The organism is Nostoc sp. KVJ20 (assembly GCF_001712795.1).
Lineage (GTDB): Bacteria > Cyanobacteriota > Cyanobacteriia > Cyanobacteriales > Nostocaceae > Nostoc.
This window is the reverse complement of record NZ_KV757585.1, coordinates 75930-99066: the sequence shown is the minus strand read 5'-3', so window position 1 is coordinate 99066 and position 23137 is coordinate 75930. Positions and strand designations below refer to the sequence as shown.

20 protein-coding genes and 2 pseudogenes are annotated in these 23137 nt (G+C 46.3%); 3 read left to right on the top strand and 19 right to left on the bottom strand.

The window, feature by feature from the left end; translation table 11 throughout:
• Window positions 1–19 precede the first annotated feature (19 nt).
• Together A4S05_RS38725 and A4S05_RS09085 are read left to right on the top strand one after the other, a co-directional pair.
• A pseudogene (locus tag A4S05_RS38725) lies at window positions 20–271 on the top strand (HAD-IA family hydrolase); the annotation flags it as partial.
• A complete protein-coding gene (locus A4S05_RS09085; protein WP_069069501.1) occupies window positions 268–1494 on the top strand; it encodes an MFS transporter in 1227 nt (408 codons plus the stop codon). The pseudogene A4S05_RS38725 and the gene A4S05_RS09085, both read left to right, overlap by 4 nt.
• Here A4S05_RS09085 and A4S05_RS09080 read toward each other — a convergent pair.
• Window positions 1488–1778 (bottom strand): annotated as a pseudogene (locus tag A4S05_RS09080) (CoA-disulfide reductase); the annotation flags it as partial. The gene A4S05_RS09085 and the pseudogene A4S05_RS09080 sit on opposite strands and share 7 nt — an antisense overlap.
• A gap of 79 nt (window positions 1779–1857) precedes the next feature.
• Window positions 1858–3891, bottom strand: coding sequence for an ATP-binding cassette domain-containing protein (locus tag A4S05_RS09075; RefSeq protein ID WP_084227044.1), 2034 nt, complete (start codon window positions 3889–3891; stop codon window positions 1858–1860).
• Window positions 3892–4207: 316 nt separating this feature from the next.
• Between A4S05_RS09075 and A4S05_RS09070 the strand changes: the two genes are divergently transcribed.
• Window positions 4208–4396 carry a hypothetical protein gene (locus tag A4S05_RS09070; RefSeq protein WP_069069499.1) on the top strand — a complete coding sequence of 63 codons (189 nt, stop codon included), beginning with the start codon at window positions 4208–4210 and terminating at the stop codon, window positions 4394–4396.
• Window positions 4397–4597: 201 nt separating this feature from the next.
• Here A4S05_RS09070 and A4S05_RS43080 read toward each other — a convergent pair whose 3' ends face one another.
• The 17 genes from A4S05_RS43080 to A4S05_RS38705 form a co-directional block, all read right to left on the bottom strand.
• The gene (locus A4S05_RS43080; protein WP_256090891.1) at window positions 4598–5227 is read right to left on the bottom strand and encodes a pyruvate kinase; all 630 of its coding nucleotides are present in this window, start codon (window positions 5225–5227) and stop codon (window positions 4598–4600) included.
• Entirely contained in the window at window positions 5199–6191 is a 993-nt protein-coding gene (locus A4S05_RS43075) for a pyruvate kinase (RefSeq protein WP_256090890.1), read from the bottom strand. The genes A4S05_RS43080 and A4S05_RS43075 overlap by 29 nt, the downstream gene beginning before the upstream one ends.
• 86 nt (window positions 6192–6277) lie before the next feature.
• Window positions 6278–6832: an HdeD family acid-resistance protein gene (locus tag A4S05_RS09060; protein WP_069069498.1), complete on the bottom strand. Its 555-nt coding sequence runs from the start codon at window positions 6830–6832 to the stop codon at window positions 6278–6280.
• Between the two features lie 72 nt (window positions 6833–6904).
• The gene (locus A4S05_RS09055) at window positions 6905–8515 is read right to left on the bottom strand and encodes an oleate hydratase (RefSeq protein ID WP_069069497.1); all 1611 of its coding nucleotides are present in this window, start codon (window positions 8513–8515) and stop codon (window positions 6905–6907) included.
• A gap of 529 nt (window positions 8516–9044) precedes the next feature.
• On the bottom strand, window positions 9045–11426 hold the full coding sequence (locus A4S05_RS09050; RefSeq protein ID WP_069069496.1) for a phosphoketolase family protein: 2382 nt from the start codon (window positions 11424–11426) through the stop codon (window positions 9045–9047).
• A gap of 94 nt (window positions 11427–11520) precedes the next feature.
• Complete coding sequence (locus A4S05_RS09045; protein WP_084227043.1) at window positions 11521–13959, bottom strand: phosphoketolase family protein; 2439 nt, start codon at window positions 13957–13959, stop codon at window positions 11521–11523.
• An 11-nt stretch (window positions 13960–13970) separates the two neighbouring features.
• On the bottom strand, window positions 13971–15239 hold the full coding sequence (locus A4S05_RS09040) for an FAD-dependent oxidoreductase (RefSeq protein ID WP_069069495.1): 1269 nt from the start codon (window positions 15237–15239) through the stop codon (window positions 13971–13973).
• 68 nt (window positions 15240–15307) lie between these two features.
• Window positions 15308–16852: a phytoene desaturase family protein gene (locus A4S05_RS09035; RefSeq protein WP_069069494.1), complete on the bottom strand. Its 1545-nt coding sequence runs from the start codon at window positions 16850–16852 to the stop codon at window positions 15308–15310.
• A 68-nt stretch (window positions 16853–16920) separates the two neighbouring features.
• On the bottom strand, window positions 16921–18633 hold the full coding sequence (locus A4S05_RS09030; protein WP_218107938.1) for a multicopper oxidase family protein: 1713 nt from the start codon (window positions 18631–18633) through the stop codon (window positions 16921–16923).
• Between the two features lie 173 nt (window positions 18634–18806).
• Complete coding sequence (locus A4S05_RS09025; RefSeq protein WP_069069493.1) at window positions 18807–19001, bottom strand: heavy-metal-associated domain-containing protein; 195 nt, start codon at window positions 18999–19001, stop codon at window positions 18807–18809.
• Window positions 19002–19028: 27 nt separating this feature from the next.
• On the bottom strand, window positions 19029–19409 hold the full coding sequence (locus A4S05_RS09020) for a hypothetical protein (RefSeq protein WP_069069492.1): 381 nt from the start codon (window positions 19407–19409) through the stop codon (window positions 19029–19031).
• A 68-nt stretch (window positions 19410–19477) separates the two neighbouring features.
• Entirely contained in the window at window positions 19478–19975 is a 498-nt protein-coding gene (locus A4S05_RS09015) for a DUF1269 domain-containing protein (protein ID WP_069069491.1), read from the bottom strand.
• Window positions 19976–20081: 106 nt separating this feature from the next.
• Entirely contained in the window at window positions 20082–20396 is a 315-nt protein-coding gene (locus tag A4S05_RS38715; protein WP_084227042.1) for a DUF5676 family membrane protein, read from the bottom strand.
• Window positions 20386–21066 carry a methyltransferase family protein gene (locus A4S05_RS09010; RefSeq protein ID WP_069069567.1) on the bottom strand — a complete coding sequence of 227 codons (681 nt, stop codon included), beginning with the start codon at window positions 21064–21066 and terminating at the stop codon, window positions 20386–20388. The genes A4S05_RS38715 and A4S05_RS09010 overlap by 11 nt, the downstream gene beginning before the upstream one ends.
• Window positions 21059–21358 (bottom strand): DUF2933 domain-containing protein, encoded by a 300-nt coding sequence (locus A4S05_RS38710; protein WP_084227041.1) that lies wholly within the window; start codon window positions 21356–21358, stop codon window positions 21059–21061. Before A4S05_RS38710 ends, A4S05_RS09010 begins: the two co-directional genes overlap by 8 nt.
• Before the next feature lie 167 nt (window positions 21359–21525).
• Window positions 21526–22254 (bottom strand): DUF305 domain-containing protein, encoded by a 729-nt coding sequence (locus A4S05_RS09005; RefSeq protein WP_069069490.1) that lies wholly within the window; start codon window positions 22252–22254, stop codon window positions 21526–21528.
• A 329-nt stretch (window positions 22255–22583) separates the two neighbouring features.
• A complete protein-coding gene (locus tag A4S05_RS38705; protein WP_084227040.1) occupies window positions 22584–22937 on the bottom strand; it encodes a four-helix bundle copper-binding protein in 354 nt (117 codons plus the stop codon).
• Between the last annotated feature and the right edge of the window lie 200 nt (window positions 22938–23137).

Below are 23137 nucleotides of genomic sequence, written 5' to 3'. Positions count from 1 at the left end.
AGAGAAGCATCAAAATTCTAGCGTCGAATACCCCAAGCCAGCCCCCAACCTATTTCTGTACGCCGCGACTCGGTTAGGACTCGACCCTGCCCACTGTGTTGTGATTGAAGATGCCTCCGCCGGAATTGAAGCAGCGATCGCCGCAGGTATGTGGGCGATTGGACTCGGTACTGCCGATCGCATTGGAGCTGCCCACATTGTTCTACCAAACCTGATAAGCGTTCACCTGACCGATCTACAAACCCAATTAGGCAGATACTTGAAAAGATGATTAAAAGGCTATTCTTACTTCTTGTTTGCTTATTTGTGGTCATGATTGGCTTCGGAGTAAGCCTGCCTGTACTTCCTTTCTACGCCAAACATCTCCATGCAGCAGGTATTCCGCGTGAAACGATCGCCATCCACATTACCTTATTAACCAGCATTTACGCCTTAGCTCAGTTTATTACAGCACCGTTTTGGGGGCAATTGTCAGATCGAATTGGCAGACGACCCTTAATCTTGATCGGAATTGCTGGTTCCGCGATCGCCCAACTCCTATTTGGATTTGCCTCTTCAATGACAATGCTGTACGTTGTTCGGGCATTCGGTGGGGTTCTATCTTCGGCGATGCTGCCTGCGGCTACGGCTTATGTTTCTGATTTAACTTCTGAGCGCGATCGCGCCAAGGGAATGGCTTGGCTCGGTACAGCAGTGAGTCTTGGAGTAATTGTTGGTCCGGCTTTCGGTGGTTTGACAACTCGTGAAGACTTACATTTCACCCTTGGTCTTTTCGATCTCAAAGTTGAAAATTATGCTCCTCCCTTTTTTCTAGCTGCGGTTTTGATGTTCTTAACGCTGCTAGTTGCTTTCCGCTGGTTGCCAGAATCGTTGTCATCGAAATCAGCAACTGTACTCGCTCATCAGCCAGCACTAAATTGGAAAAAGCTTGGTAAACCACTATTACTGCTGTTGGGTTTAACCACAATCGCCCAGTTTGGACTCATGCTCTTTGAAGTCGTATTTGCATTATATGCTCAAGAAAAATTGGGATACGGTCCCGTCCAAACAGGAATTGTATTCATGATTTGTGGCTCAGTGATGGCAGTTTTTCAAGTTATTGCAGTGAGCTATCTATCTCGATATATAAGTGCGATCATCCAAGTTGCTTTGGGATTTGCACTCATGGGAAGCGGAATCTTCCTGCTGCTAATGGCACGATCGCTTCCCATTGTGCTGGGAGTTGTCGGTATATTGGCATTCGGTATGGCATTGATCACCCCCAACTTAACTGCTTTGATTTCAAAACGGAGCGGTCAACACACGGGAACAGTGTTAGGAATTCAAAATGCTGCCAATAGCCTCGGACAAGTTGGGGGAGCAACATTAGGAGGTGTTCTGTATGCATGGCAGGTAAACGTCCCTTATGGTTTTGCTGGCGTTTTACTGGTTGGAACTGGCTTAGTGCTGGGTTGGAGGCTCAAAACTCGTCATGGCAGTGATTCTGCTTATTGAACTATGCAAGGAAAGCCTTGCTTGCTCCAGGCTTGAGCGCTCATCTGTACTGGGTCCCAAGGGCTACTGAGGGGTGGCGTGTAGCTCAAGTCAAGCTCACTCAACGCGTCAACTGTCATGTTGTGAAAGAGGGCGGTGGCGAAGATGTCGATGCGTTTAGCAACTTCTGCTTGATAATGCCCTGCTATTTGCGCTCCCAGCAACCGACCGCTCTGGCGATCGCCCGTCACCCGAATTCGCAATTGATGCGCTCCTGGGTAATAGACTTTGTGATCCCAAACTTCGGTTTCAACGGTAAATGGATTAAAGCCAGCTTCAGTCTGCTAGTTCTCGCAGAAAAGTGGTTGCAGATCCGGCGTATCCTCATGGCGGCGCACCTCCTGCCCGTTGCACTTCACCGATAAAGGCATCTTCCAGCGAGAAAGGGATCGTTTGAGTGTCAAATACAGGTAAATCCGCTTGTTGCATCAACGATTTTACCCAGGGTAATTCTGTATTGGAATGATCTAAAACGACATGGAGGCGATCACCAAAAATCGACACCCGCCAGGGTTCCAGATATCCTCGCAGCAAATCATAACTATTCTGCAACTGTCCTACTCGCAACTCAAATAACTGACCCGGTTGCATCGCCTTAATTTCACTGGCTGAACCTTCAGTCACTTTGCGACCCGCTACCATAAAACACATTCGGTTACATTGTTCTGCTTCATTCATGTAGTGCGTCGTCACGAGAATTGCCGTGCCATTGCGAGCAAAGTCGTTAATCAACTGCCAAAATTGCTGTCGTGCCAGTACGTCTACCCCAGATGTAGGTTCATCCAAAAATAAAATTTCCGGTTCATGCATCACCGATGCCCCAAACGCAACCCGTTGTTTCCAGCCACCGGGAAGTTGCTGAGTCAGCAGATGTTCCTGCCCTTCCAAACCGCAAATCGCCAACACCCACCTGATCTTTTCCTGTTGCTGCCGGGGTGGAATGCCGTAGACTCCGCTGTAAAACTGCAAATTTTCCAGAATAGTTAGGTCATCGTAGAGGGTAAATTTCTGGCTCATGTAGCCAATTCGCTGTCTTAGATTTGCACTTCGTAGATTGCCGCGTTCTCCAGCCAGCGACATTTCACCAGAACTGATTGGTAATAGTCCACAGAGCATTTTGATGGTGGTGGTTTTTCCGGCTCCATTGGCACCTAGTAGCCCGTACACCTCGCCGTAGTGGATATCAATATCGAGATCGACTACGGCATGAAATGAACCAAAAACACGATTGAGATGACGAGCAGAAATGGCAGGTTGCTGGATCATTTGATCGGAACGTGGAGAAGCAAACTGTCGGGATCGGGGAAATGTAGTCGATTTTGGTACCGAGTCTTTGCGACGAAGGAGAGCAATAAAGACATTTTCTAGGGTTGGTGCTTCGGATTGAATGCTATCAATAGGATGTTGAACTAAGCGATCGCGCACAAGGGATTCTCCCTGCTGGGCATCTTTGACTAAGACCTCAATGCGATCGCCTAAAGTTGACACATCAGCAATTTGCCCAGAGGGGTCAATGAGGGGCATCAGCGTTCGTTCAACATTGATCAGATCAGGGGTGCGGATCACCAGACGACTGAGTTGTAAATCCGCTTTCAATGCTGCCGGAGAACCAACTTGCTGGATTGCTCCGTTGTGAATTAGTGCCACGCGGTCGCAGCGTTCCGCTTCATCCAAATCGGGCGTTGCCACTACGATAGTGATTCCCTGTGCCGTTAACCCTGCCAGAATGTCCCAAAACTCGCGGCGAGCAATGGTATCCACTCCAGTGGTTGGCTCATCTAGCAACAGCACTTGTGGTTCTGCAATCAACGCACAGCAGAGGGCTAACTTCTGCTTCATGCCACCTGAAAGCCGACCCGCGAGGCGATCGCGAAATCGCTCCAATTGCATCAGTTTGAGATATTTTGTGCGCCCCACTTCCAATTTATTTTCTGGCACTAACCGCAGTCCAGCGCTGTAATGGATATTTTCATCTACGCTCAGTTCTAGATAGAGGGAGAATTGCTGAGTCAGGTACCCAGTATAGTTACGGGCATCCCTGGCAGGTAATCCCAGGATTTGCGCTGTCCCTGCTGTCGCTTCCATCACGCCTCCCAGAATGTTGAAAGCTGTCGTTTTTCCCGCACCATCAGGACCAATCAGCCCAAACAATTCACCGCGACGAACTTCTAGATCAATCCCCCGAATTGCGGTCGTTTTGCCATAGTGTTTGTATAGCTTCTGGACGCGAATCGTAACATCATCCAACCTTGGGGAAGGTGCGATCAAGGTGGCAGTCGGTTGCCTAACATCATCACTGCTGTGTAAAGGACTGCCATGACCAATTATCAAACCTGTTTGCGAAGTATTGGATCGCATTACGTGTTTCTCCTTGAACCTCAGAGTTTACTGAGGTCAGATGTCTAAAGTGCAACCGTTTACTTTGGCTCCATTTTGAGGTTAGAGAACTAATCTGAGGAAGTTATGAGGATGCAATAGGGCAGCAAAAAGCATCAAATCTCAATCGCCAGGTGAATCGGAGCAAGGTTTCCATTTATCCAACCTCTAATTCATACCAAAATCAGCAGCGTGATGGCTTGCAGTAACTTTAACCTGGACTTGACCAAAGGTGCATTAGGAAGATGGTAAGCTACGTTACAAGGACACATGATTAGTCCTAAATGATAACACCATAATGAGTGAACTGATTGTAGTAGGTTTTGATGACAAATTTAAAGCTGAAGATGTGCTGTTGGGACTTCTGAAGCTTGAGCAAAAGAATTTGCTGGCGCTAGATGATGCTGTTGTCGTGTTGAGCGATATCAATAAGCGCAATGGAAGCATCTCCAGATGGGCTAGATCCCGTTTTAGGCTTTTTGGATGAATTGGGAGACTGGCTTAACGTCTTCATAAAATAATTTCCTTTAGATTGTTAAGTTGACGTGAGTTCAAGGCTCCTCGCTGCTGCCAAAATCCTAATAGCCCACTGATGAGGGCGATCGCCTTTAAAAGCAACACTTTCAACAAAAATCTGGGTTTTGCTTGAGCGCAAAGCTCTGTATGGTTAGTTTGCTGGTTAAAAGAGTTACCACGAATGGAGCGCCCGCAACTGTGGCGTTTTTTTCAATTGATGGGCTTCCATGCGTGTGAGAACATCATCTAGAATGGCGATCGCTTCGGCAATAAATGGCCCTTTATTTAACATCACACACTCAGCGCGTTCAGCCATTCCAGCGTCCGTCATCTCTCCCCGTGAAGGTGTGCCATCTTTTACCAAACTCTCTAGTACTTGAGTTGCCCAAATGACAGGAACATGAGCCGCTTCGCAAAGCCAGAGAATTTCTTCTTGGATCTCTGTTAAACGCTGGTATCCAATTTCAACGGCTAAATCACCTCTGGCAATCATGATACCAAATGATTGCTTTCCTGCTGCATAGATGATTAATTCTGGTAAATTGGAAACTGCGATTGCGGTTTCAATTTTTGCCACGATCGCTGGTAATTTTCCACATCGCTTGTCCAATTCTTGTTGAAGTAACTCAATATCGGCAGGACGTTGCACAAAAGAGTAGCCAATAATATCTGCGTGGGTGGCGACAAAATCCAGGTCGGATAAATCTTTTTCAGTCAGTGGGCTAAGAGGTAAGACTGTGTTTGGGAAATTCAACCCCTTTTCAGGTCTGAGTTTAACTCCTTTGGGGCTGGCATGGGTCACTTGTAGTAAAAGTCCCGGTTCTCCATCGGGTACTGGGTACTGGGTACTGGGTATCAACTACACAAGTCCGAATCTTGCCATCATCAATATATACGGGGGTGTCAACCGTTAACAAATCGAGAATTTCGGTAACCGTACAGCAAGTTTGGAAAATGTCTACAGGTAATACACCCGCTTCACTTTTGAGTTCAGGCTCACACTTCGACAGCAGGATATGATCTCCTTTAAATACCCGTTTTTTATGAAGTGGTGTAAGTACCCGTCCCGTGCGTATTTTCACACCAGCTAAGTCCATCATGACTTTACAAGGCGTTCCTGTTTCCTGTTCCCCTCGACGGACATGATCGATCATCTTCTCCCAAGCTTCGGTTGTATCGTGGGCGCAGTTAATTCGCACACAATTTGCCCCACGTTGCATAATTTCTCGCACCATCTCATAGTCAGTAGCGGCTTCGGTGGGTAGTGTTACCATAATTCTGACCCGACGCTGGGATGGAGACTGACCAAACAATTCTTCGGTGTGCTGTTGTAGTAAGCGATCGCCTTCAAAAAAGAACTCGATGGGTGGACGGTTGAGGTGCTGGGTAGACTTAGAGCCGCAAATGACTTCCAAGGTGGCAATGACAGCATCAAGATTAGGCATCACCCGTGCTTCAATCCTTCCTAATGAGGATAAGCCCCAGGGCATTAATGCGGTTTGGAGGGAGCGGAGATCATGCCGACGTAAGGCTAGATATTCAGCTAAATTTAAGGCACTAGAAAGAAACTCAGTCCGCTGAATGTGCAATTTCCAATGGTTAAAAGTGGCTTGTCCTTCGCTTTCAACAGTCTGGCGAAGTTCTTGCAGAGTTGATAGCAAACCCTGTGGACTGGATAGATTCAGAAGTGTGCCAAACGGCTGAGTTTCTTGACCATGCTGATTGCTTTCTGTCTTAGCGTTCGAGTTTGAAGTTTTAAGCTGCATAAAAGTTTTTCTTAGTTACCCGATTACTGTTGCTTCAAAGCTTTAGAGGGCGATTGACAGAATGATTTTGTCTAGCATCTGCTTCTTTACTGTAAAGCGCGTCGCTGTCCTGAATGCAGAGTCAGCATCCAAACTCCATCGAACAAGAGATTGATTCCAATGAAAGTGCCAATCAGCCAAGCTGCGCTAAACGGAAAGTTAGACCAAACGAAAATACCGAAAATAATGCCGATGATTCCGCTCACAAGCATCAATCCCCAGTTAGGTGAAATCCGGCGCATTTGAAATGCGATCGCTACTTGAATGATGCCTTGCACAAAAATGGTAATGCCCAACACTAACGTGAAGGCAAGCACCCCTTCGAGCGGATTTGCCACCACGAGAATTCCAGATAGGAGATACAAAAGACCTAGAATCAGCTTAAAAACAACTTTACCTGCACCTCTTGATTGAAAGGCATAAACAATTTGAGTAATTCCAGCAAAGATGAATATCCAGCCAAACAGTAAGGTTGAAGCAACGCTGGCAAAGAAAGGAAATGCGATTGCAATGATGCCCAACACGATCATGAGAATAGCGATCGCGGTTGTCCATCCAGAGCTAACAACTTGCTCATCAGTTTTAGGCTCAATAACTCTCATGTTGATCTCCTTTTAAATGGATATTGTTGGCTCCATTGAGTCTGCCGATTTCCCTAAGAGGCTTAGGGAAACTCACTTAAATGCTTTGACTAAAGCCTCAAATTGCACTCGCAGTGACTTGTCATGAGGCGAGATAGGTGGGATCTGGCGATTGATACCCAGGAATTCATAGACTGCCATCTGAGCAGCTCGCACCGAATACTCGACCGTGAAGACGACATCATCAGGAATTTCAACAAACTGGCTGATGAAAGCGAGGTTTTTTGAGCTACGAGGGATCGGCAACGGTCGATCCGTGCGTAAACGAGGCATAAACATACTTGTGATGTACGGCATTCTGCAAGGAATGCAGTTTGCCGATTCCACAGTGTCCAAATCGAATCGTAAATGACCGCAAAGTTCCTGAAGAATTTCTTCACCGTTGCACTCGCTCATCGGCTTGGGAACAAAATCACCCACGCGATCGGGGAAAAGGGCATATCCCCAGAAGACCTGTACATCAGCAGGCTGATTTATAAAGTGGGGTTGATAGGCGAGGACAATGGACATCAGCCAGTTTGAGTCTTTAAACGTGATCAGTCCGCCAGTCCCCGCTTGATTGCCGCTAAATTCGGCTATTTTATTGAAGAATGCGGAGGTTTTAAGGGTGACAGTGAAAGACTCCCAGAGAGACTCGGCAATACTGCTATTGAATGCAGCCGGATTCCCAAAATCTGGGCTTTCCGCCGCCAGCTTTTCCCACAGAATCCAACTGTCGCTGTCCTGTTTGGTCAGCTTCTCAGGTGCATTTGTCATTGACCCCAAACTTGAGGCATCAGTCATAGATCCGTTTTGCATAAAAACTAGGTCGCCGTTTTTAACTGCAATGGTTTTACTTTCACTATTCTGCTGATAATGAATGCCTGTCACCACAAACTTGCCCTCTTCGGTGTTGCGATCCAGATCCATCACCTTGCAATCTAGGATGAAATTGACACCTTGGGCTGTGAGCCAACTCTGCAATGGACGAACCAATGAATCGTACTGATTGTAGATGGTTCGCTTAACCCCTGCGAGGGTTTCAATCCGAGAGAATTCGAGCATGAAGCGATGCAAGTAACGCTTGAATTCAACAGCACTGTGCCACGGCTGGAAGGCGAACGTAGTAGCCCACATATACCAGAATTCAGTCTCGAAGAATTCAGGGGAAAGCCAATCTGTGATACAACTAGCACCTAACTCAGTTTCACCAGCTTGGGTGAGCTTCAGTAACTCTTGACGATTTTGCATGGAAAAGCCCATCGAACTCACAGGGACTTTCGCCCGTCGGCTGTCAACGAGACGGGCCATGGAATTTGACTTGTGCTGCTCATTGAACTCCATAGTTTCGTCAAATACCGTTTTTCCGGGATAACTCAGGGAGGGGATCGACTTGTAAAGATCCCAAGTGCATTCATAATTGTCAGTCGTCAACATCCGTCCTCCCCGCATCGAATAACCGTCTACAGGGTTCCCGGCTCCATCCAAACTTCCGCCCAGGAGGGGCTTTGCTTCTAGGATAAAAATATTTTCGCCAGGGAGTCCGCCGTCGCGAATCATGAAAGCTGCGGCTGCCAAAGAGCCGATACCACCACCCAACAGATAGGCATTAAATTCCTTTTTGAGTATTCCAGAATTCTGAAGGAGTTCATTCGTTAGTGACATATTAATAGCCCTGCCGTGATGAAGATTTCAATTGGAAGAAACCGCTGTAGCAATCTTGCTTAAGTGACGAACGTAACGCAGTGCTCCAGGGCTGGCATTGGCTGATAGCAATGCTTACAATGCCAGTAAAGCCTGCCCAAACAAATATGACGGAGTAAAATGGTTGAGCAGCAGGGACATATATATCTGCTACTCATGGATTGCTCACGATCAATCAATAGAATCGTTTGCCAACGCTGCTTTGGCAAAAGTTGTTTTGGTAATGTTGTTGGAGAATTCATTAGATCACCCGTTAGATAGATAACCTATTCTTTAAAGCCTAAATGGAATAGATAATTTTGTTTTTTGAGGGCGTGTTTGCAAACCCAGAGGAGCATTGAAAGAGTATGTGTTTCAGCTTCTAAAATTATTTACATTTTTCTTGGCTTTTTGCCAATTTGCAAACACGCTCTAGTACTCTGAGTCGCTGTCGCTTGATTTACCGAGTGAATTGGTTGAATACGATATAAATCGTATTCAACAATGCTAGTTAGTACGACCACTTCCAATTCAGAATCTCAGGCATATCCTCTCCGTGTTTCGTGATGTAATGTCTGTGTTCGATGAGTTTGTCGCGGAGAAGCTGTTTTGCATGAGCGCCGATGGATTGGAGTTGCGGGACACGATCGATGACATCCTGAGCCAGATGAAAGCGATCGAGGTCATTGAGAACCACTATATCGAATGGCGTTGTCGTAGTTCCTTCTTCCTTGTACCCGCGCACATGCAGGTTATGGTGATTGGTGCGGCGATAGGTGAGGCGATGAATCAGCCAGGGATATCCATGATAGGCAAACACGATCGGCTTATCGCGTGTGAAGATGCTATCAAAATCTTGATCGCTCAAACCGTGCGGATGTTCGCTGGAAGGCTGAAGCGTCATTAAATCAACGACATTAACCACGCGGATTTTTAGATTAGGAAAGTGTTGACGCAAGAAATCAACCGCCGCCAGAGTTTCTAGAGTCGGCACATCACCTGCACAAGCCATCACCACATCGGGTTCAACTCCTTGATCGTTACTTGCCCAATCCCAGATACCGAGTCCAGCTGTGCAATGCTTGCTAGCAGTTTCGATGTCCAACCACTGCAATTCGGGTTGCTTACCTGCAATGATCAGATTGACGTAGTGACGACTTCGCAAACAGTGATCAGTCACTGAGAGCAAAGTATTTGCATCGGGCGGCAGATAAACTCGAATCACATCTGCTTTTTTGTTGACAACGTGATCGATAAAACCAGGATCTTGGTGTGAAAAGCCATTGTGATCCTGCCGCCATACATGAGAAGTGAGTAAGTAGTTGAGTGAAGCGATCGATTTACGCCAAGGAATGTCATTAGTAACTTTCAACCATTTGGCATGTTGATTGAACATGGAGTCGATGATGTGGATAAATGCTTCATAGCACGAGAAGAAGCCGTGGCGACCCGTTAAAAGATAGCCTTCTAGCCATCCTTGGCACATATGTTCGCTCAGAACCTCCATCACCCGACCATCTGTTGCAATATGATCATCCGTCGGCAATATCTTGGCAGTCGAGACGCGATCTGTCACTTCTAAAATCGCATTCCAACGATTTGAGTTATTTTCATCTGGACTCATCACTCGAAAATTGCGACTGTCCAGGTTTAGTTTCATCACATCCCGCAAGAACTGTCCCATGATGCGGGTTGATTCTGCTTTAATAGTACCGGGTTTCGGAACTTCAACAGCGTAGTCCTGAAAATTCGGCAGTTTCAAATCTTTGAGCAATAACCCTCCATTTGCATGAGGATTTGCCCCCATACGTCGATCCCCTTTCGGAGCTAGTTCTGCTAACTCTTCGATTAATTTCCCGCTTTCATCAAACAGTTCTTCTGGCTTGTAACTTTTCATCCAGTCTTCCAGCAGTTTGATATGCTCAGGCTTGCTTGCGAGTTCGGCTAAAGGCACCTGGTGAGCGCGAAACGTATTTTCAATAGGGAGGTCATCCACAATTTTGGGTCCCGTCCACCCCTTGGGAGTTCGCAGCACAAGCATGGGATGTTGGGGACGCTTTGAGAAGCCATTCGTGCGGGCATCGTGTTGAATAGCTTTGATTTCACGAATGATCATGTCCAGCGTTTCTGCCATCTGTTGGTGCAAGGTTTCGGGGTCGTCTCCCTCGATAAAATAAGGCTTGTAGCCATAGCCAATGAGTAGGCTTTGCAGTTCCTCTTGGCTGATCCGCGCCAACACCGTCGGATTTGCAATCTTATAACCATTCAAATGCAGAATTGGCAAAACGGCACCATCACGGGCAGGGTTCAGAAACTTGTTTGAGTGCCAACTGGTCGCCAAAGATCCCGTTTCCGCTTCTCCATCTCCAACGACGCAGCAAACCAAAAGGTCAGGGTTGTCGAAGGCAGCGCCATAAGCATGAAGCAGTGAGTATCCTAACTCCCCACCCTCGTGGATGGAACCAGGTGTTTCAGGAGAAACGTGGCTAGGAATTCCGCCTGGAAAGGAGAACTGTTTGAAAAGCTGCTTCATCCCCTCGATATCCTGCGAAATATTGGGATAAACCTCACTGTAAGTTCCTTCAAGATAAACGTTGGCAACGATTCCTGGACCTCCATGACCTGGACCTGCAACATAAATAACATTGAGATCCTGCGCTTTAATCACACGATTGAAATGAGCGTAAATAAAGTTAAGACCTGGAGTTGTACCCCAATGTCCAAGCAGTCGAGGTTTGATGTGTTCTAGTTTGAGCGGTTCATGCAGGAGTGGATTATCGAGGAGATAAATTTGACCAACTGAAAGATAGTTCGCAGCACGCCAGTAAGCATGAATCTTTCGCAGTTCTTCTGTTGTCAGGGTTTTGGGCGCGATCGCAGTAGTAACTGTCATGTTAGGTAAGAAGTAGAAGTTTACAAGTGAAATTTCAAGAGCGATTGGAACAGTAACGAATTAAATCTTTTTCAAACTCATCACGGGTGCAGCATTACGACAAGCTAGGAGGCGGTGCCCGATCGCCCCCCAGTTTCTGGCTCGAACGATATCGCTCTGCTAAAATATGCCTGTAGTAATGCACTCGTTCACTCGCTCGTGCCGCAACACTGGGATTATGCGGGGCTGCCAATTGAATCGTCTGGATGATTAAATGAAAGCGTGAAGTGCCGTGACGCAGATTCTGAGCAAACGAGGGGATGACTTCGCCTCGATCGCCATTTAGTTGAAAGCGGTCAGGATTTGGACGACCAAAAAATAGCTGCTCCAAAACTGCGAGAGTGCCATGAAAGTTGATAATGACTGGGCGATCGCGCGTGAACAATGCTTCAAACATTTCCTTGTCTAAATGCTGAGAATTTTCCGCGTCTTCTTCCAACACTCGCAAGTCGGTGACATTTACCACCCGCACCCGCAGTGCTGGCATTTCGTCCCGCAAGATGTGAGCGGCTGCCATTACTTCAACTGTGGAACGATCGCCAATTCCAACTAGCACTACATCAGGATCGATGCCTTCATCGGTGCTTGCCCAGTGCCAAATTGAAGCACCTGCCCGACAGTGCGCGATCGCTTCAGCCATCGTTAACCATTGCGGCATCGGATCAGCACTGGTAAGGATAAGATTAATCTGATCGGTCGTGTTTAAGCAATGCGCGATCGTCGCGATCAAACAGTTTGCATCTGGCGGTAGATAAACTCGCACGATTTCTGCTTTTTGCGTCATCACAGCATTGATAAAACTAGAGCTTTGCTGAGAAAAGTCACTGGATTCCTGCTGCCACGGGGTTGAAACTGCTAAATAATTCAGAGAGGCGACGCATGATTGGGTAAAGCCCACGCTTCGCGAACGCCACGGGAATGTTTTGGACAGTTTCAAGAACCTGGCGTGCTGGTTCATCATGCTGATAATGCTGTTTAAAGACGCTTCATACGATAGAAAAAGTCCGTGCCGACCTGTAAGCACATAGCCCTGAAGCCATCCCTGACAAGTGTGCTGGCTGAAAAACTCCAGCATCCGTTCTTTTCTCAAACTGACCTGCAAATCATCAGACTGAATCGAACCATGATCATTGCGATGGTTTACTTCTAGTAAGGCTGATAAATTGCTCGACTCTAGCTGATCTGGGCAGAAAATACGGAACGTTTGTGGATTTTGCTCAATGACTGTTTTGATGTACTTTCCAATCTGTTCTGTATTGCTGAATTGATCTTCTTCATATGAACAGAACTTTGTTTGAATTGGAATTTCAAAGTCAAAGATATTCGGTAAATTTAGGGGCTTGTAGACACCTTCACCAGATATGTGAGCATGACAGCCCATGCGTTGCTTATCTTGGGGGCAAAGATTTAGAATCTCTTGAATAGGGCAACCCTGTTGGTCAAACAATTCTTCAATTTTATAAGAGCGTAACCAGTCTTCTAAAAGCTGCAACTGTTGCGGATTGGTCTTTAAATCTTTGGCAGGAATTTGGTGAGAGCGATGAGACTCCTCAATCGAGGCTCGATCAATTTCCTGGATGCCTGTCCAGTCTTCGGGCGATCGCACAATCAATACAGGAAACTTGGGTTGAGTAATCGCTTGCCCTAAACGTGCAGCTTGCTGAATTCTGCAAATCTCTCGATATGCCCAATCGAGCGAGCCATAAAGATCAACATTTAGATCGAGCGCATTTTGAGTCGCGGAATCTTTGTCAAACTGATTTTTCTGACTGCCAACAATTCGGACTTGATATCCGTAGCCTGTAAATCGTTGCTGAAGTTCAATATCACTCATCGCAGCGTAGATAGTCTTATCACCATTGAGGTGCAAGATCGGCAGCACTGCGCCAGATTTTGCTGGATCGATCAACTTGTAGCTATCCCAGGCAGTAGCTGTCGCTCCTGTTTCTGCTTCTTGATCCTTAATAACGCAAGCCACAATCAAGTCAGGATTATCCATGACTGCCCCAAAAGCGACAGTGAGAGCATAACCGAGTTCTTCACCTGCATAATCGTGATTCAGAAAACCACAGGGACAGGAAAAGCCGCGAATTAAGGTTGCCAGTCCATTAGCATCTAGGGTCAGTTCGGGATAAAATGCCTGGAGAGACCTTTCTAGGTAAAGGTTTGCCAACATTGCAGGTGTTCCGTATCCTGCCTCTGCGATGAGGAAAAGGCTGATGTCATGGTGCTGAATTAGGCAATTGAGGTGAACATAGATCAAGTTAATGCCAGGGCAAGTGCCCCAGTGTCCTAGCAGACAGTCTTTGATATGCTCCGACTTTAAGGGTTGCTTGAGTAGAAAATTGTCTTTCAGGTAGATTTGAGCCGCCGCAAGGTAATTCGTTAGGCGACAATAACGCGCGATCGCGTCTAGCTCCGCCTGATGAGCCGCCCGGACTTGTTGGATCGAAATTTCAGAATTGGCAGGAGTCGGCAGAATTGAGAAACGCATAGTTACTCACTTCAATAAAAATTTAGTTCCTTTTTTTGGTTCAAGGAGCTAGAGTCAAGGCTTGACCCAATCAGTTGAGCGACTCGAAAGGCAGAGCCGATTGCTCCTTCATGTAAACCATCGCCAAGGTAGGCTCCCGCATGGTAGGTATTGTTCTCGCCATTGGTAGCAACGACTTCATCCCGGTATCGAAAGGATTCAGTGGTATACATCGGGGTGTGGTGTTTCTGAATGTGAATGATGCGATCGGGTGCAATCAACTCCTCTAGTTGGAATGATAAAAAATTATGCTGTGGCGACGAGATACCGCAAAGCTGATTTAGGCAGCCGTTATAGCCCCAGCGACTATCTGGCTTTTGGAAATAATCAAATTCTGAGGGTTGTGTAATCCCTTGGCGGGCGTACATGGAAATATCTCTATGAACTAAGGTTGTTACATGGTTGGCTTTCCAGGCAGAAAAGCGTTTGGTTTCAGCATCCGTTGGGTCTGTTAACAGCGCCATTACTTGATCAGGGGGTGTAGCAAACACGACTTTATCAAACTCCTGAATTTCACCCGTCGAGCGCACAATTTTGACAACATCCGAGCTTCTGGAAATACGGTCAATCTCTACGTTCAGCACAATTTCACCCTTAAATCGCGCCAGAATTTTTTCAATGTAAGAATACACACCGCCTTTAACTCTGACCCAGTTGACCGCGAGATAGTCACGTAAAGTAGGGATCGCCAACTCTGCTGGAAAATCATCAATCAGTTCAAACGGCATTGAATAGCTATACATAACCACCAACTTCAGCCAGGTATCGCGGCTACCGGAGCCTTTTAAATATTCCGACAGCGGACGATTGGACAAATTTTGCAAGTTAGCAAATCGCGTTCTCAGCCATAATGCAGCGGAACGGACATAGATGGTATCGAGGCGTAACTGTTCGATCAGCCCGTGGATACCTGCGAAGTTTTTCTCGATGGTGACTGCCGATAGAAAGTGGCTGCCATCTTTGAGAAACATTGCTGAACCAATATCCACGGGTTCTAGTTCTACCCCTAGCTCTTGCATCAGCGAGATGAAGTTGTAAAAAACAGTTGGAAATTCAAGCACCCCGCTTTCCAAAATTTCATCGCAATCGGCTTGGTTCGGTTTCACGTTTTTGTTCAGTGTACGAATATGCCCTCCTAACATGGGTTGCCGCTCAAACACGGTGACATGATGTCCTTCTTTATCAAGCAGGTAAGCTGTAGCCATGCCGCTAGCTCCGCCACCAATAATAGCGATTCTCATAATTGACCTCTAAGTTTATGAAATGGATAATGTGCGACGCCGAATAGCGCGTCGTAGACATCGCCTGTTTAGCCGTTGCCTAAAAGCACGTCGCCCGATAATCGTTGGTAGAGCAATGCCCCCGTCCAAAATGTGGGAGCAAAGCCCGGATAGCCCGATGAGGCATTGCAGAAATAAAAATGGTTAAGGGAGGTTTCGTGATTCAGTCGCCCTAGACCCATATTGCGCGGCGTCAAAATGGAGCCGTAGGAATTTCCATTAGGACTCCAGCAAAAACGCTCATTGGTAGTAGGGCTGCCCGTGATATGAAAAACCATGTGTTTTCTAAAATTCGGCACATAGTGTTCTTCCACGACATCCAGGATGGAGTCTAAGATTTCTTGTTTTTTCTGGCTGTAAGCTTTGCGATCGCTCTCCCGTAATTGCTTGAAATAGTCGTAATTGGCAACGGTGAGGAATTCGACAATTTGACAGTCCTCTGGGCAGTCCCGACCCGCTTCTGTAAGTAAAGTAGGCGTTGTGATGGCAAAACTAGGATTAGAAAAGTCATGGCGCTCATACATCTGCACGAAGGCTTCATTTAGATCGTGATGCCCAGTATGCGAGAGATTCCACTTGCCAAATCCATAGTCTTGGAGGTCGATATCTTTGACGACACAATAAGCCATGTAGTTAGATGCCGAATATTCATAGTTGAGTTTTCGACGCACAGTTTTGGAGAACTTTTCCTCACCAATCATTTTGGCGGCTTTTTTGGGGTCAATATTGCAAATCACAGTATCACCTGTAAATTCATGGGTTTGATGGGTGGTGAGATCCATCGCCTGAACTCCCGTAACCGTTCTGTCTGTGACTCTAAAATTCGTGACTTCATGGTTGAGTAACACCTGTCCTCCATGCGATTCGATGACATTGACCAACGAATTAATCACATGCTCAAAATGCTGAGTTGGGTAAAATGCGCCTGCTTGATAGCCTCGGAACAATGCGACCCAGGCATAAAACGAGAGTTGATTTGGGGGCAGTAAAAAATCAAGCCATTGCAGGGCTAATAGGGTTTGGGCGGCTTGGGGTAGCTGAAACTTGTCAAATACATCCTGAAGTGTGCTGTTGAGATGCTGGATGGTACAGAATATTTCACTTGGATGGCTGAATAGTTCAATTGGTTTGATCGGTGGAGCGAGTCTTTTCAAGCCTGCACCAGTCTTTTCCACTTCGTTGATAAATTGGCGAATGCGATCGCTATGAGCAGGAAACAGAGCAGACAATCGCTGGATCAGTTCCTCTGGTTCTGAGGGAATGTCCAACGCATGTTCCGGCATTCGCATATGATCAAAGCCATCGGGATCATACCGCTCAAAGGTCACTTCCCGATCCAAGCCCAGTTTTTTGAGTACCCGATTGACGGTTTGTCCTTCACCGCAGTCCCATACATAGTGAAATTGGGCATTAAACGTATATTTTTTAGCCATCGTAAACGTATGACCAAAGCCCCCCGGATGCTCATGGGCTTCGAGGATTTGCACAGTCTTACCAGAGTTGGCCATTAAAGCACCAAAGACCAATGCTGATAAACCACTGCCGACAATTAGGTAATCCGGTAGGTCACTCATTTTTTTCCTTTAAATAAATTTTAATAACAGAGATTAGTCCCTTTTAACTAGCCTGATAGATGCCTCAGTTATTCATTGACTCGATAATTCCTCATCATGCCAGCGTCTTCGTGCTCCAAGGTATGGCAGTGGTATGTAAATAAGCCGCTGTATTTCTCAAATTTCATGAGCAGCTTCACTCGCTCACCCGGCATTACCATTACAGTATCCTTCAAGCCCTCGTCTACATAGCCATCCTTGACAGTTTGCCATCCTGCGGCAAGTTCTGGCAGCACTTCCCGACTAATGACTTGAAACTGCACGCCGTGTAGATGGATAGGGTGCGCCATGCCCTTCGCATCCATCACGGCTCCAGGGTTGAGTTTATTGATAATCTCCCACTGTTCAATAGAATTTAGCTTTACAGTTTCCTGTGGCGTTGCGGTATTCATTTCAAAGAGATGCCCATTAAGAACCCATTTCATACCTTTGAGAGAAAGCTCAATAGGACGTGGCTGTGCGGCATTAACGGCATCTTCTGGACGCAATAGTGGTAGATTTGTTAGTTGATTGGGGAGTCGCAGAGTTTCTTTTTCTTTGCGCTCAATCTTGACGTTGAATAGCATCATCGCTGAACCAAGTTCCGGGGCATTATCAGAACTCATCATGCCGCTCATGCTGCTACCTCCTACATTTTCTGCTCCTGAAAAAGCCAGACTATTTAGAGATACTTCTGTCCCAACTTTCAACTTACTGAAATCTGCCCAAACATCAATCCGCTCACCTGGGGCTAACATGACATACTTTCGTTCGGTAGGTCGAGCCAGTAAGCTACCATCAGTGCCAATGATGGTCAGTGGATCGCCACTGCTCCACGCAAGCTTGTAGATACGTGAATTAGATCCATTTAAGATGCGAAGGCGATAGACTCGTGTCGCCGCAGAAAGTGTGAAGTTGGGTTTACCATTCACGAATATCTTTTGACCCAAAAAGCCCATCATGCTGCTCATACCGCCCATGTCATTGCTGGATTGACCTGAGTTATCCTGTTGCATCCCGCCCATGTTGCTATTACGGGGGGTACCTATTTTGCTGCCGAGATAGAGGAGTTGATTATTGGCATCTAAGGTACGATCTTGCAGCACAATCGGTATCTCATAAGCCCCTGTGGGTAGATTGAGGGTCGCTTCTTCTTGATCCGTGACTATAAATAGCCCCGCCAAGCCTGCATAGGCTTGCTCCCCTGTAAGCCCGTCTGGATGAGGATGAAACCAGTTTAGCCCTGCCTGATTAATAACCTCAAACTCATAAACATAGGTTTGTCCAGGCTGAATTGCAAAGCGAGGATGTCCATCCATCTCCTCTGGTAAAATTAATCCATGCCAATGCACAATGCTGGCTTGCCCTTGAGGAAGGGCATTTTGGAAGTTGACCCGCACGCGCTGACCTTGGCGAACGCGAATAATGGGGCCTAAATAACTATCGGGAATAGTTTGTAAGCTGTTTGGGTCGCCTTTGACAAGTTTTGCTGCGTAAGACCAAACTTGGGTCGTTTGTCCCGGCAAGATTGGAACCGTTGTCGGTGCAGCCTTCAGGTTGATTTCAATATCGGGAATGAATTTCGCATTCGGGCCACGGGCTACGGTGTTACCCTTAGCTATTTTTGCGGTGGAAGATTGAGGCGAACAACTGGATAGTAGGCTGTGAATTCCACTTCCTATAACAAATCCGGCTGCAAGTCGAGTCCCTTTAAGAAAATCTCGGCGGGCTAGGGGATATTGGTGAGTGATTTTAATAGGCATATCGCTCTCATTTATGAATACGTCAGTGAGGTTGTCTTGTCGGTTCAGAACTTTGCTAAGGGACTTCCAGTTAAAACCCATCCCTGCGGGACGCTCCGCAAACGTAGGGGCGCAAGGACTTGCGTCCCTACAAATGTACAAATAATTTTGGATAATTTATTTTTTGGAAGTCCCTAAGCAACTTGGTAGCCAGCCGCCGTAATAACATCCTTGATAGCAGCTTCTGAGGCTTGAGTTTCCACTGATACAATCTTGGTTTTTGGATCGCCCTGAACGGTAGCTTTAGCATCAACTGTTCTAATCGCTTGAGTGATGGTGTTTACACAACCACCACAGGTCATTCCAGGAACTTTTAGTTGGAGTTTCATAATGTCAAATCCTTATTTTTATGTGGTTCAGTTAAGAAAAAGTTTTTGGACAATCAGCAATGCTTTTCTCCACTTTTCAACCAGTTTTGCTTCAGTGTTCGGGCAGTAATCTGTACAGTCAACTGCTTGTTCGGTCAGTACGCTTACTGGATGGAGAGCGCATTTAAGATAGGGATTACCGCTAAAATATTGACAGCGGTGACACGGAACCTTATGATGCGGTTTGAAGTTGAATGAATGCCGCCGACTCTTGGGAATGCAAGCATAAATTGCAGCAGCAATCGCCGAGAGTATAATAAGGCTAATAATAATCAGGAAAGCTGCATTTAGTGTAGGGAGAGTTTCAATCCTTCGCTGGCTTGGAGGAAGTGAATTAGATGGCTGAGTTGCGATCGCTTTTGCTTCCATTTGTGTTACTTCCTGAACATAGAATCACCTTTCGGAGTGATAAATGCTGACTTCGAGATTTCTTGGAGCTACGACTTATCTGCTTCGGTTTTCGTAAGAGCTGCCTGAAGTTTTGCCTCATCTTCGTGGGATAATGAAGTTCGTAGGACTTTTCCCTCAAATTTGCTCAAGTCTTCCAAAACCTTGTCAGGTGTAGATTTTCTCACCAAGATAAAAATGGCAGAGGTTCCAGGTTCGATTGTGTTGCCTAGTTCTTGAATGAAGTTGTCATCAATGCCGATATCCGTTAATGCACCGGAAAGGGCACCCACTGCTGCACCAAAAATTGCCAGCATGGGATGAAGGAAGATCAAGCCGATTAACAGTCCCCAGAAGCCGCCACTTAATGCACCAGAAGCGACAAGTTCTTGAGTCTGCTTAACCTTGACTTTGCCGTGTCTATTTCTGACCACGATCGCGGCATCTTCTAGATCGATCAAATATTCCCGCTCCAGTTTTCTGAGATCAAGCAACACTTCATCTGCCTTAAATTCATCTGGAAAGCCAATCACAATTAGATCACTCATATTTTCCTACCTATTAAAATGAACACTTAGCTTTGAAGAGGAAAAACTTTCACAAAAATAATCACAGTTTCTGGTTCTAAAAAAATGGCAAGAAGACTGTTGTTTTCTATCTCACAGAAAGCTTGTTGTAAAGGCGAGCAACGAAAGCAGCGTACAGACCTGTACCTACAGACCAAATCAGAAGACCGACGATAAAGCTTCCCCAGGTAACGCTTCGGGTGATACCAGACAGATTGGCGTGAAGAACATAGCTAAAGAATGCCATTGTTGCTTGAGGTGCCACTGTTAGGAATAGAACACAAACTAAATAAGCAATGCCTGAAGCGATCGCTGTAGCAAGAAATAGCGAACGCACACTTAGCCTTAGTGCTGAATAACTACGTATACGGGTTTCTTCGGTATGGTGAACACTATGGGTCATGATGAGACTCCTGTGCATGAGATAGTTTTCTTTGGGTGTTGCGACGACCCCAGGGGACAAATGCAGGGGTCACTGCGGCATAACGAGCATACTCGTCACCAAATTCTGCTAAGGCATCCCGTTCTTCTTGGTGTGCTAATCGGATATACATCGTGATCAAAATAGGGAACATGAGCAACGTCAAGAGAGTGGGCCATTGCAGCAAAAAGCCCAACATGATGACAATGAAGCCGACATACTGCGGATGGCGAATGGTTGAATATGGCCCTGAAACCGCCAATGTATGACTTCGTTGAGCTTTGTAGAGAACTTCCCAAGCGCTGCCTAAATAAATCAGTCCACCAAAAATCAACACGCTACTCAAAAGGTGAATCGGATTCAAATGAGGATCACCCTTCCACCCCAGTAGAGTCCACCAAAGATGCCCAGAATCATGGGAAAAAATGTTCAGTCCTGGATAGCGGGTTTGCAACCAGCCGGAGAATAAGTAAAGCGTTAAGGGAAACCCATACATTTCTGCGAACAATGCCACAATGAACGCTGAGAATGCCCCGAACGATCGCCAATCTCTAGGGTTACGCGGCTTGGTGAAACTAAAGGCAAAGATGATAAATATCAGAGAATTAATAATCACTAACCACCACAGCCCGTAAGCAGGAACGTTACTCATGTCCTTCATGGTTCGATCTCCTTGAAATAGATTGATTTGCAGAGTCCGAATTACCGCCTTCTCGGCTATTGCTGCCGTCACCACCTCCATGTCCGCCATGTCCTACGTGCATAAATAGATGCATGAGTATAAAGATGAACAGGAAAGAGTACGGTAAAAAGCCCGCCAAATGTGCCCGATGTTCTGTAATCAGGAAGTACGTAATAATCCCGATCGAAGCAAATAGCACAATTTTTATCGGTAAGCTGAAACGATTTGGCTGGGGCTGATTCGATGAACCATGTTGATGCATAAAGACCTCATTCTGAATAGAACGACTTGCGATTCTCTTTTAGAGAGGCTACGCGATCGCCAAATCCGCGATTACCAGACTCCAGTTTTAGAAGATATCTGACCTACGGCAATTGTTAAGCCGTATTACCCAGATTGACGATCGCTTACCCTGCTAAACAAGCTAAATCATTGATTCCAGGCTTTCTGCCATCCTTGCATCTGTGCGATTTCAGCATTTTGAGATTTGATGATTGACTGAGCCAAAGTGCGGATCTCTGGACGAACAGCACGCCCAGATGCCATCTGAGCCATATTCACCGCCATTTGATGATGAGGAATCATTTGCCGTATAAATTCCTTGTCAAAGTCCGGGGCTTTCTTAAGCGCATCGATGTCCGTCTTCATGCTCATCATGCCTTGACCCTGACCCATCATGCCTTGACCCTGACCCATCATGCCTTGACCTTGACCCATCATGCCTTGACCTTGACCCATCATGCCCTGACCTTGACCCATCATGCCTGAGCCTGTGCCCTGCCCTTGTTTATGGTGGTTTCCCATCATGCCCATGTCAGTCATTGAATGTGCAGGGACTTCTTTGCCGTACCACTTTTTGTACCAGGTACGCATCTCTTCAATTTCAAGAGTTTGCTCTTTTTTAATCGCTTCAGCTATTTTTTTTACTTCTGGGCGTTTGGCGCGACTCAAAGCCAGGTCAGCCATTGCGATCGCATCTTGGTGATGAGGGATCATCATTTCGATAAAATGTTGATCGACTCGGACTGATCTGGGTTGTTGAGGATTTCCTGATGCAGGTAATGACTGAGCCTGTTTGCTGTTGGCAAGGACGAATCCGGCAGCAGCACCACTACTGAGTAGCCCGACTAAACTGTAGACCAAAAACTTCTTGTTCATAAATTCAGCTTGGTTAGGGGATGACCAAGTTCCTCTATCTTTCAAGCTACGCTCAGATTATGAGAAACCTATGAGCGAACCGACCGTTATGAGAGTTGTTAGGAAATAATAATGGTTAGGTTGAAAGTCTAACACCCTGGTTTCCGATGTAGTTTTCATGCTGCCATCAAGTAGAAGTTCCATAATTTGGTCTGAGCCATCCTCATTGCCTTATCCACCCCCGGACTCAGAAATTGAAATGACTCTGAATCGCAAAGTACACAATGCTGGCTGCTGCAAAGCAAGACACGCTGACTCATACAACAGCCAACGCGGTAAATTAAATGGCTTTATGCCGTTGCTTTAGCTACCTGACGGCAAGATTCGGCACAACGACGGCAGGCTTGAGCACACTTCTTACAGTGCTGGTGGTCGTGCTTCTCACACTCGGCCGCACAGCGATCGCAGGCTTCTGCACAAATCGCACACAGTTGAGCGTGCAGGTCAGAATTACGAGCCATGAAGCGGGCGCAAATATCGCAGATATCGGCACAATCGCGGCATAGCTTAATACACTGAGCCATCATCTGCACCATGTCACTGTCTAAGCAAGCAGTCGCGCAGTACTCACACTCACGAAGACAATCGAGGCAATCTTGAATGCATGTATCTAGCAGAGATTGACGGGATTGAGTAGTTGTCATGGCTTAAAGCTCCTAAAGAATCAACACAATGAAGAGCAGATTGTTATGCCCTCAACCAAGGTGCAGGAATAACAGAGTTCTTCTGTCTCTCAAGCTAAACTCAGACTATGAGAAACTTATGAGCGATTCAAGGTTTATGTCTTTAGAAAGATTTTTCCAGATTTTAGGCGATTAGCACTTCATTTCATCTTGATTTCATC

What these genes read in the sequence shown, in the direction of transcription:
- A4S05_RS09085 (WP_069069501.1), top strand. Translation starts at nt 268, where the DNA reads ATGATTAAAAGGCTATTCTTACTTCTTGTTTGCTTATTTGTGGTCATG.
- A4S05_RS09075 (WP_084227044.1), bottom strand. Translation starts at nt 3,891, where the DNA reads ATGCGATCCAATACTTCGCAAACAGGTTTGATAATTGGTCATGGCAGT.
- A4S05_RS09070 (WP_069069499.1), top strand. Translation starts at nt 4,208, where the DNA reads ATGAGTGAACTGATTGTAGTAGGTTTTGATGACAAATTTAAAGCTGAA.
- A4S05_RS43075 (WP_256090890.1), bottom strand. Translation starts at nt 6,191, where the DNA reads ATGCAGCTTAAAACTTCAAACTCGAACGCTAAGACAGAAAGCAATCAG.
- A4S05_RS09060 (WP_069069498.1), bottom strand. Translation starts at nt 6,832, where the DNA reads ATGAGAGTTATTGAGCCTAAAACTGATGAGCAAGTTGTTAGCTCTGGA.
- A4S05_RS09055 (WP_069069497.1), bottom strand. Translation starts at nt 8,515, where the DNA reads ATGTCACTAACGAATGAACTCCTTCAGAATTCTGGAATACTCAAAAAG.
- A4S05_RS09050 (WP_069069496.1), bottom strand. Translation starts at nt 11,426, where the DNA reads ATGACAGTTACTACTGCGATCGCGCCCAAAACCCTGACAACAGAAGAA.
- A4S05_RS09045 (WP_084227043.1), bottom strand. Translation starts at nt 13,959, where the DNA reads ATGCGTTTCTCAATTCTGCCGACTCCTGCCAATTCTGAAATTTCGATC.
- A4S05_RS09040 (WP_069069495.1), bottom strand. Translation starts at nt 15,239, where the DNA reads ATGAGAATCGCTATTATTGGTGGCGGAGCTAGCGGCATGGCTACAGCT.
- A4S05_RS09035 (WP_069069494.1), bottom strand. Translation starts at nt 16,852, where the DNA reads ATGAGTGACCTACCGGATTACCTAATTGTCGGCAGTGGTTTATCAGCA.
- A4S05_RS09030 (WP_218107938.1), bottom strand. Translation starts at nt 18,633, where the DNA reads ATGCCTATTAAAATCACTCACCAATATCCCCTAGCCCGCCGAGATTTT.
- A4S05_RS09025 (WP_069069493.1), bottom strand. Translation starts at nt 19,001, where the DNA reads ATGAAACTCCAACTAAAAGTTCCTGGAATGACCTGTGGTGGTTGTGTA.
- A4S05_RS09020 (WP_069069492.1), bottom strand. Translation starts at nt 19,409, where the DNA reads ATGGAAGCAAAAGCGATCGCAACTCAGCCATCTAATTCACTTCCTCCA.
- A4S05_RS09015 (WP_069069491.1), bottom strand. Translation starts at nt 19,975, where the DNA reads ATGAGTGATCTAATTGTGATTGGCTTTCCAGATGAATTTAAGGCAGAT.
- A4S05_RS38715 (WP_084227042.1), bottom strand. Translation starts at nt 20,396, where the DNA reads ATGACCCATAGTGTTCACCATACCGAAGAAACCCGTATACGTAGTTAT.
- A4S05_RS09010 (WP_069069567.1), bottom strand. Translation starts at nt 21,066, where the DNA reads ATGAGTAACGTTCCTGCTTACGGGCTGTGGTGGTTAGTGATTATTAAT.
- A4S05_RS38710 (WP_084227041.1), bottom strand. Translation starts at nt 21,358, where the DNA reads ATGCATCAACATGGTTCATCGAATCAGCCCCAGCCAAATCGTTTCAGC.
- A4S05_RS09005 (WP_069069490.1), bottom strand. Translation starts at nt 22,254, where the DNA reads ATGAACAAGAAGTTTTTGGTCTACAGTTTAGTCGGGCTACTCAGTAGT.
- A4S05_RS38705 (WP_084227040.1), bottom strand. Translation starts at nt 22,937, where the DNA reads ATGACAACTACTCAATCCCGTCAATCTCTGCTAGATACATGCATTCAA.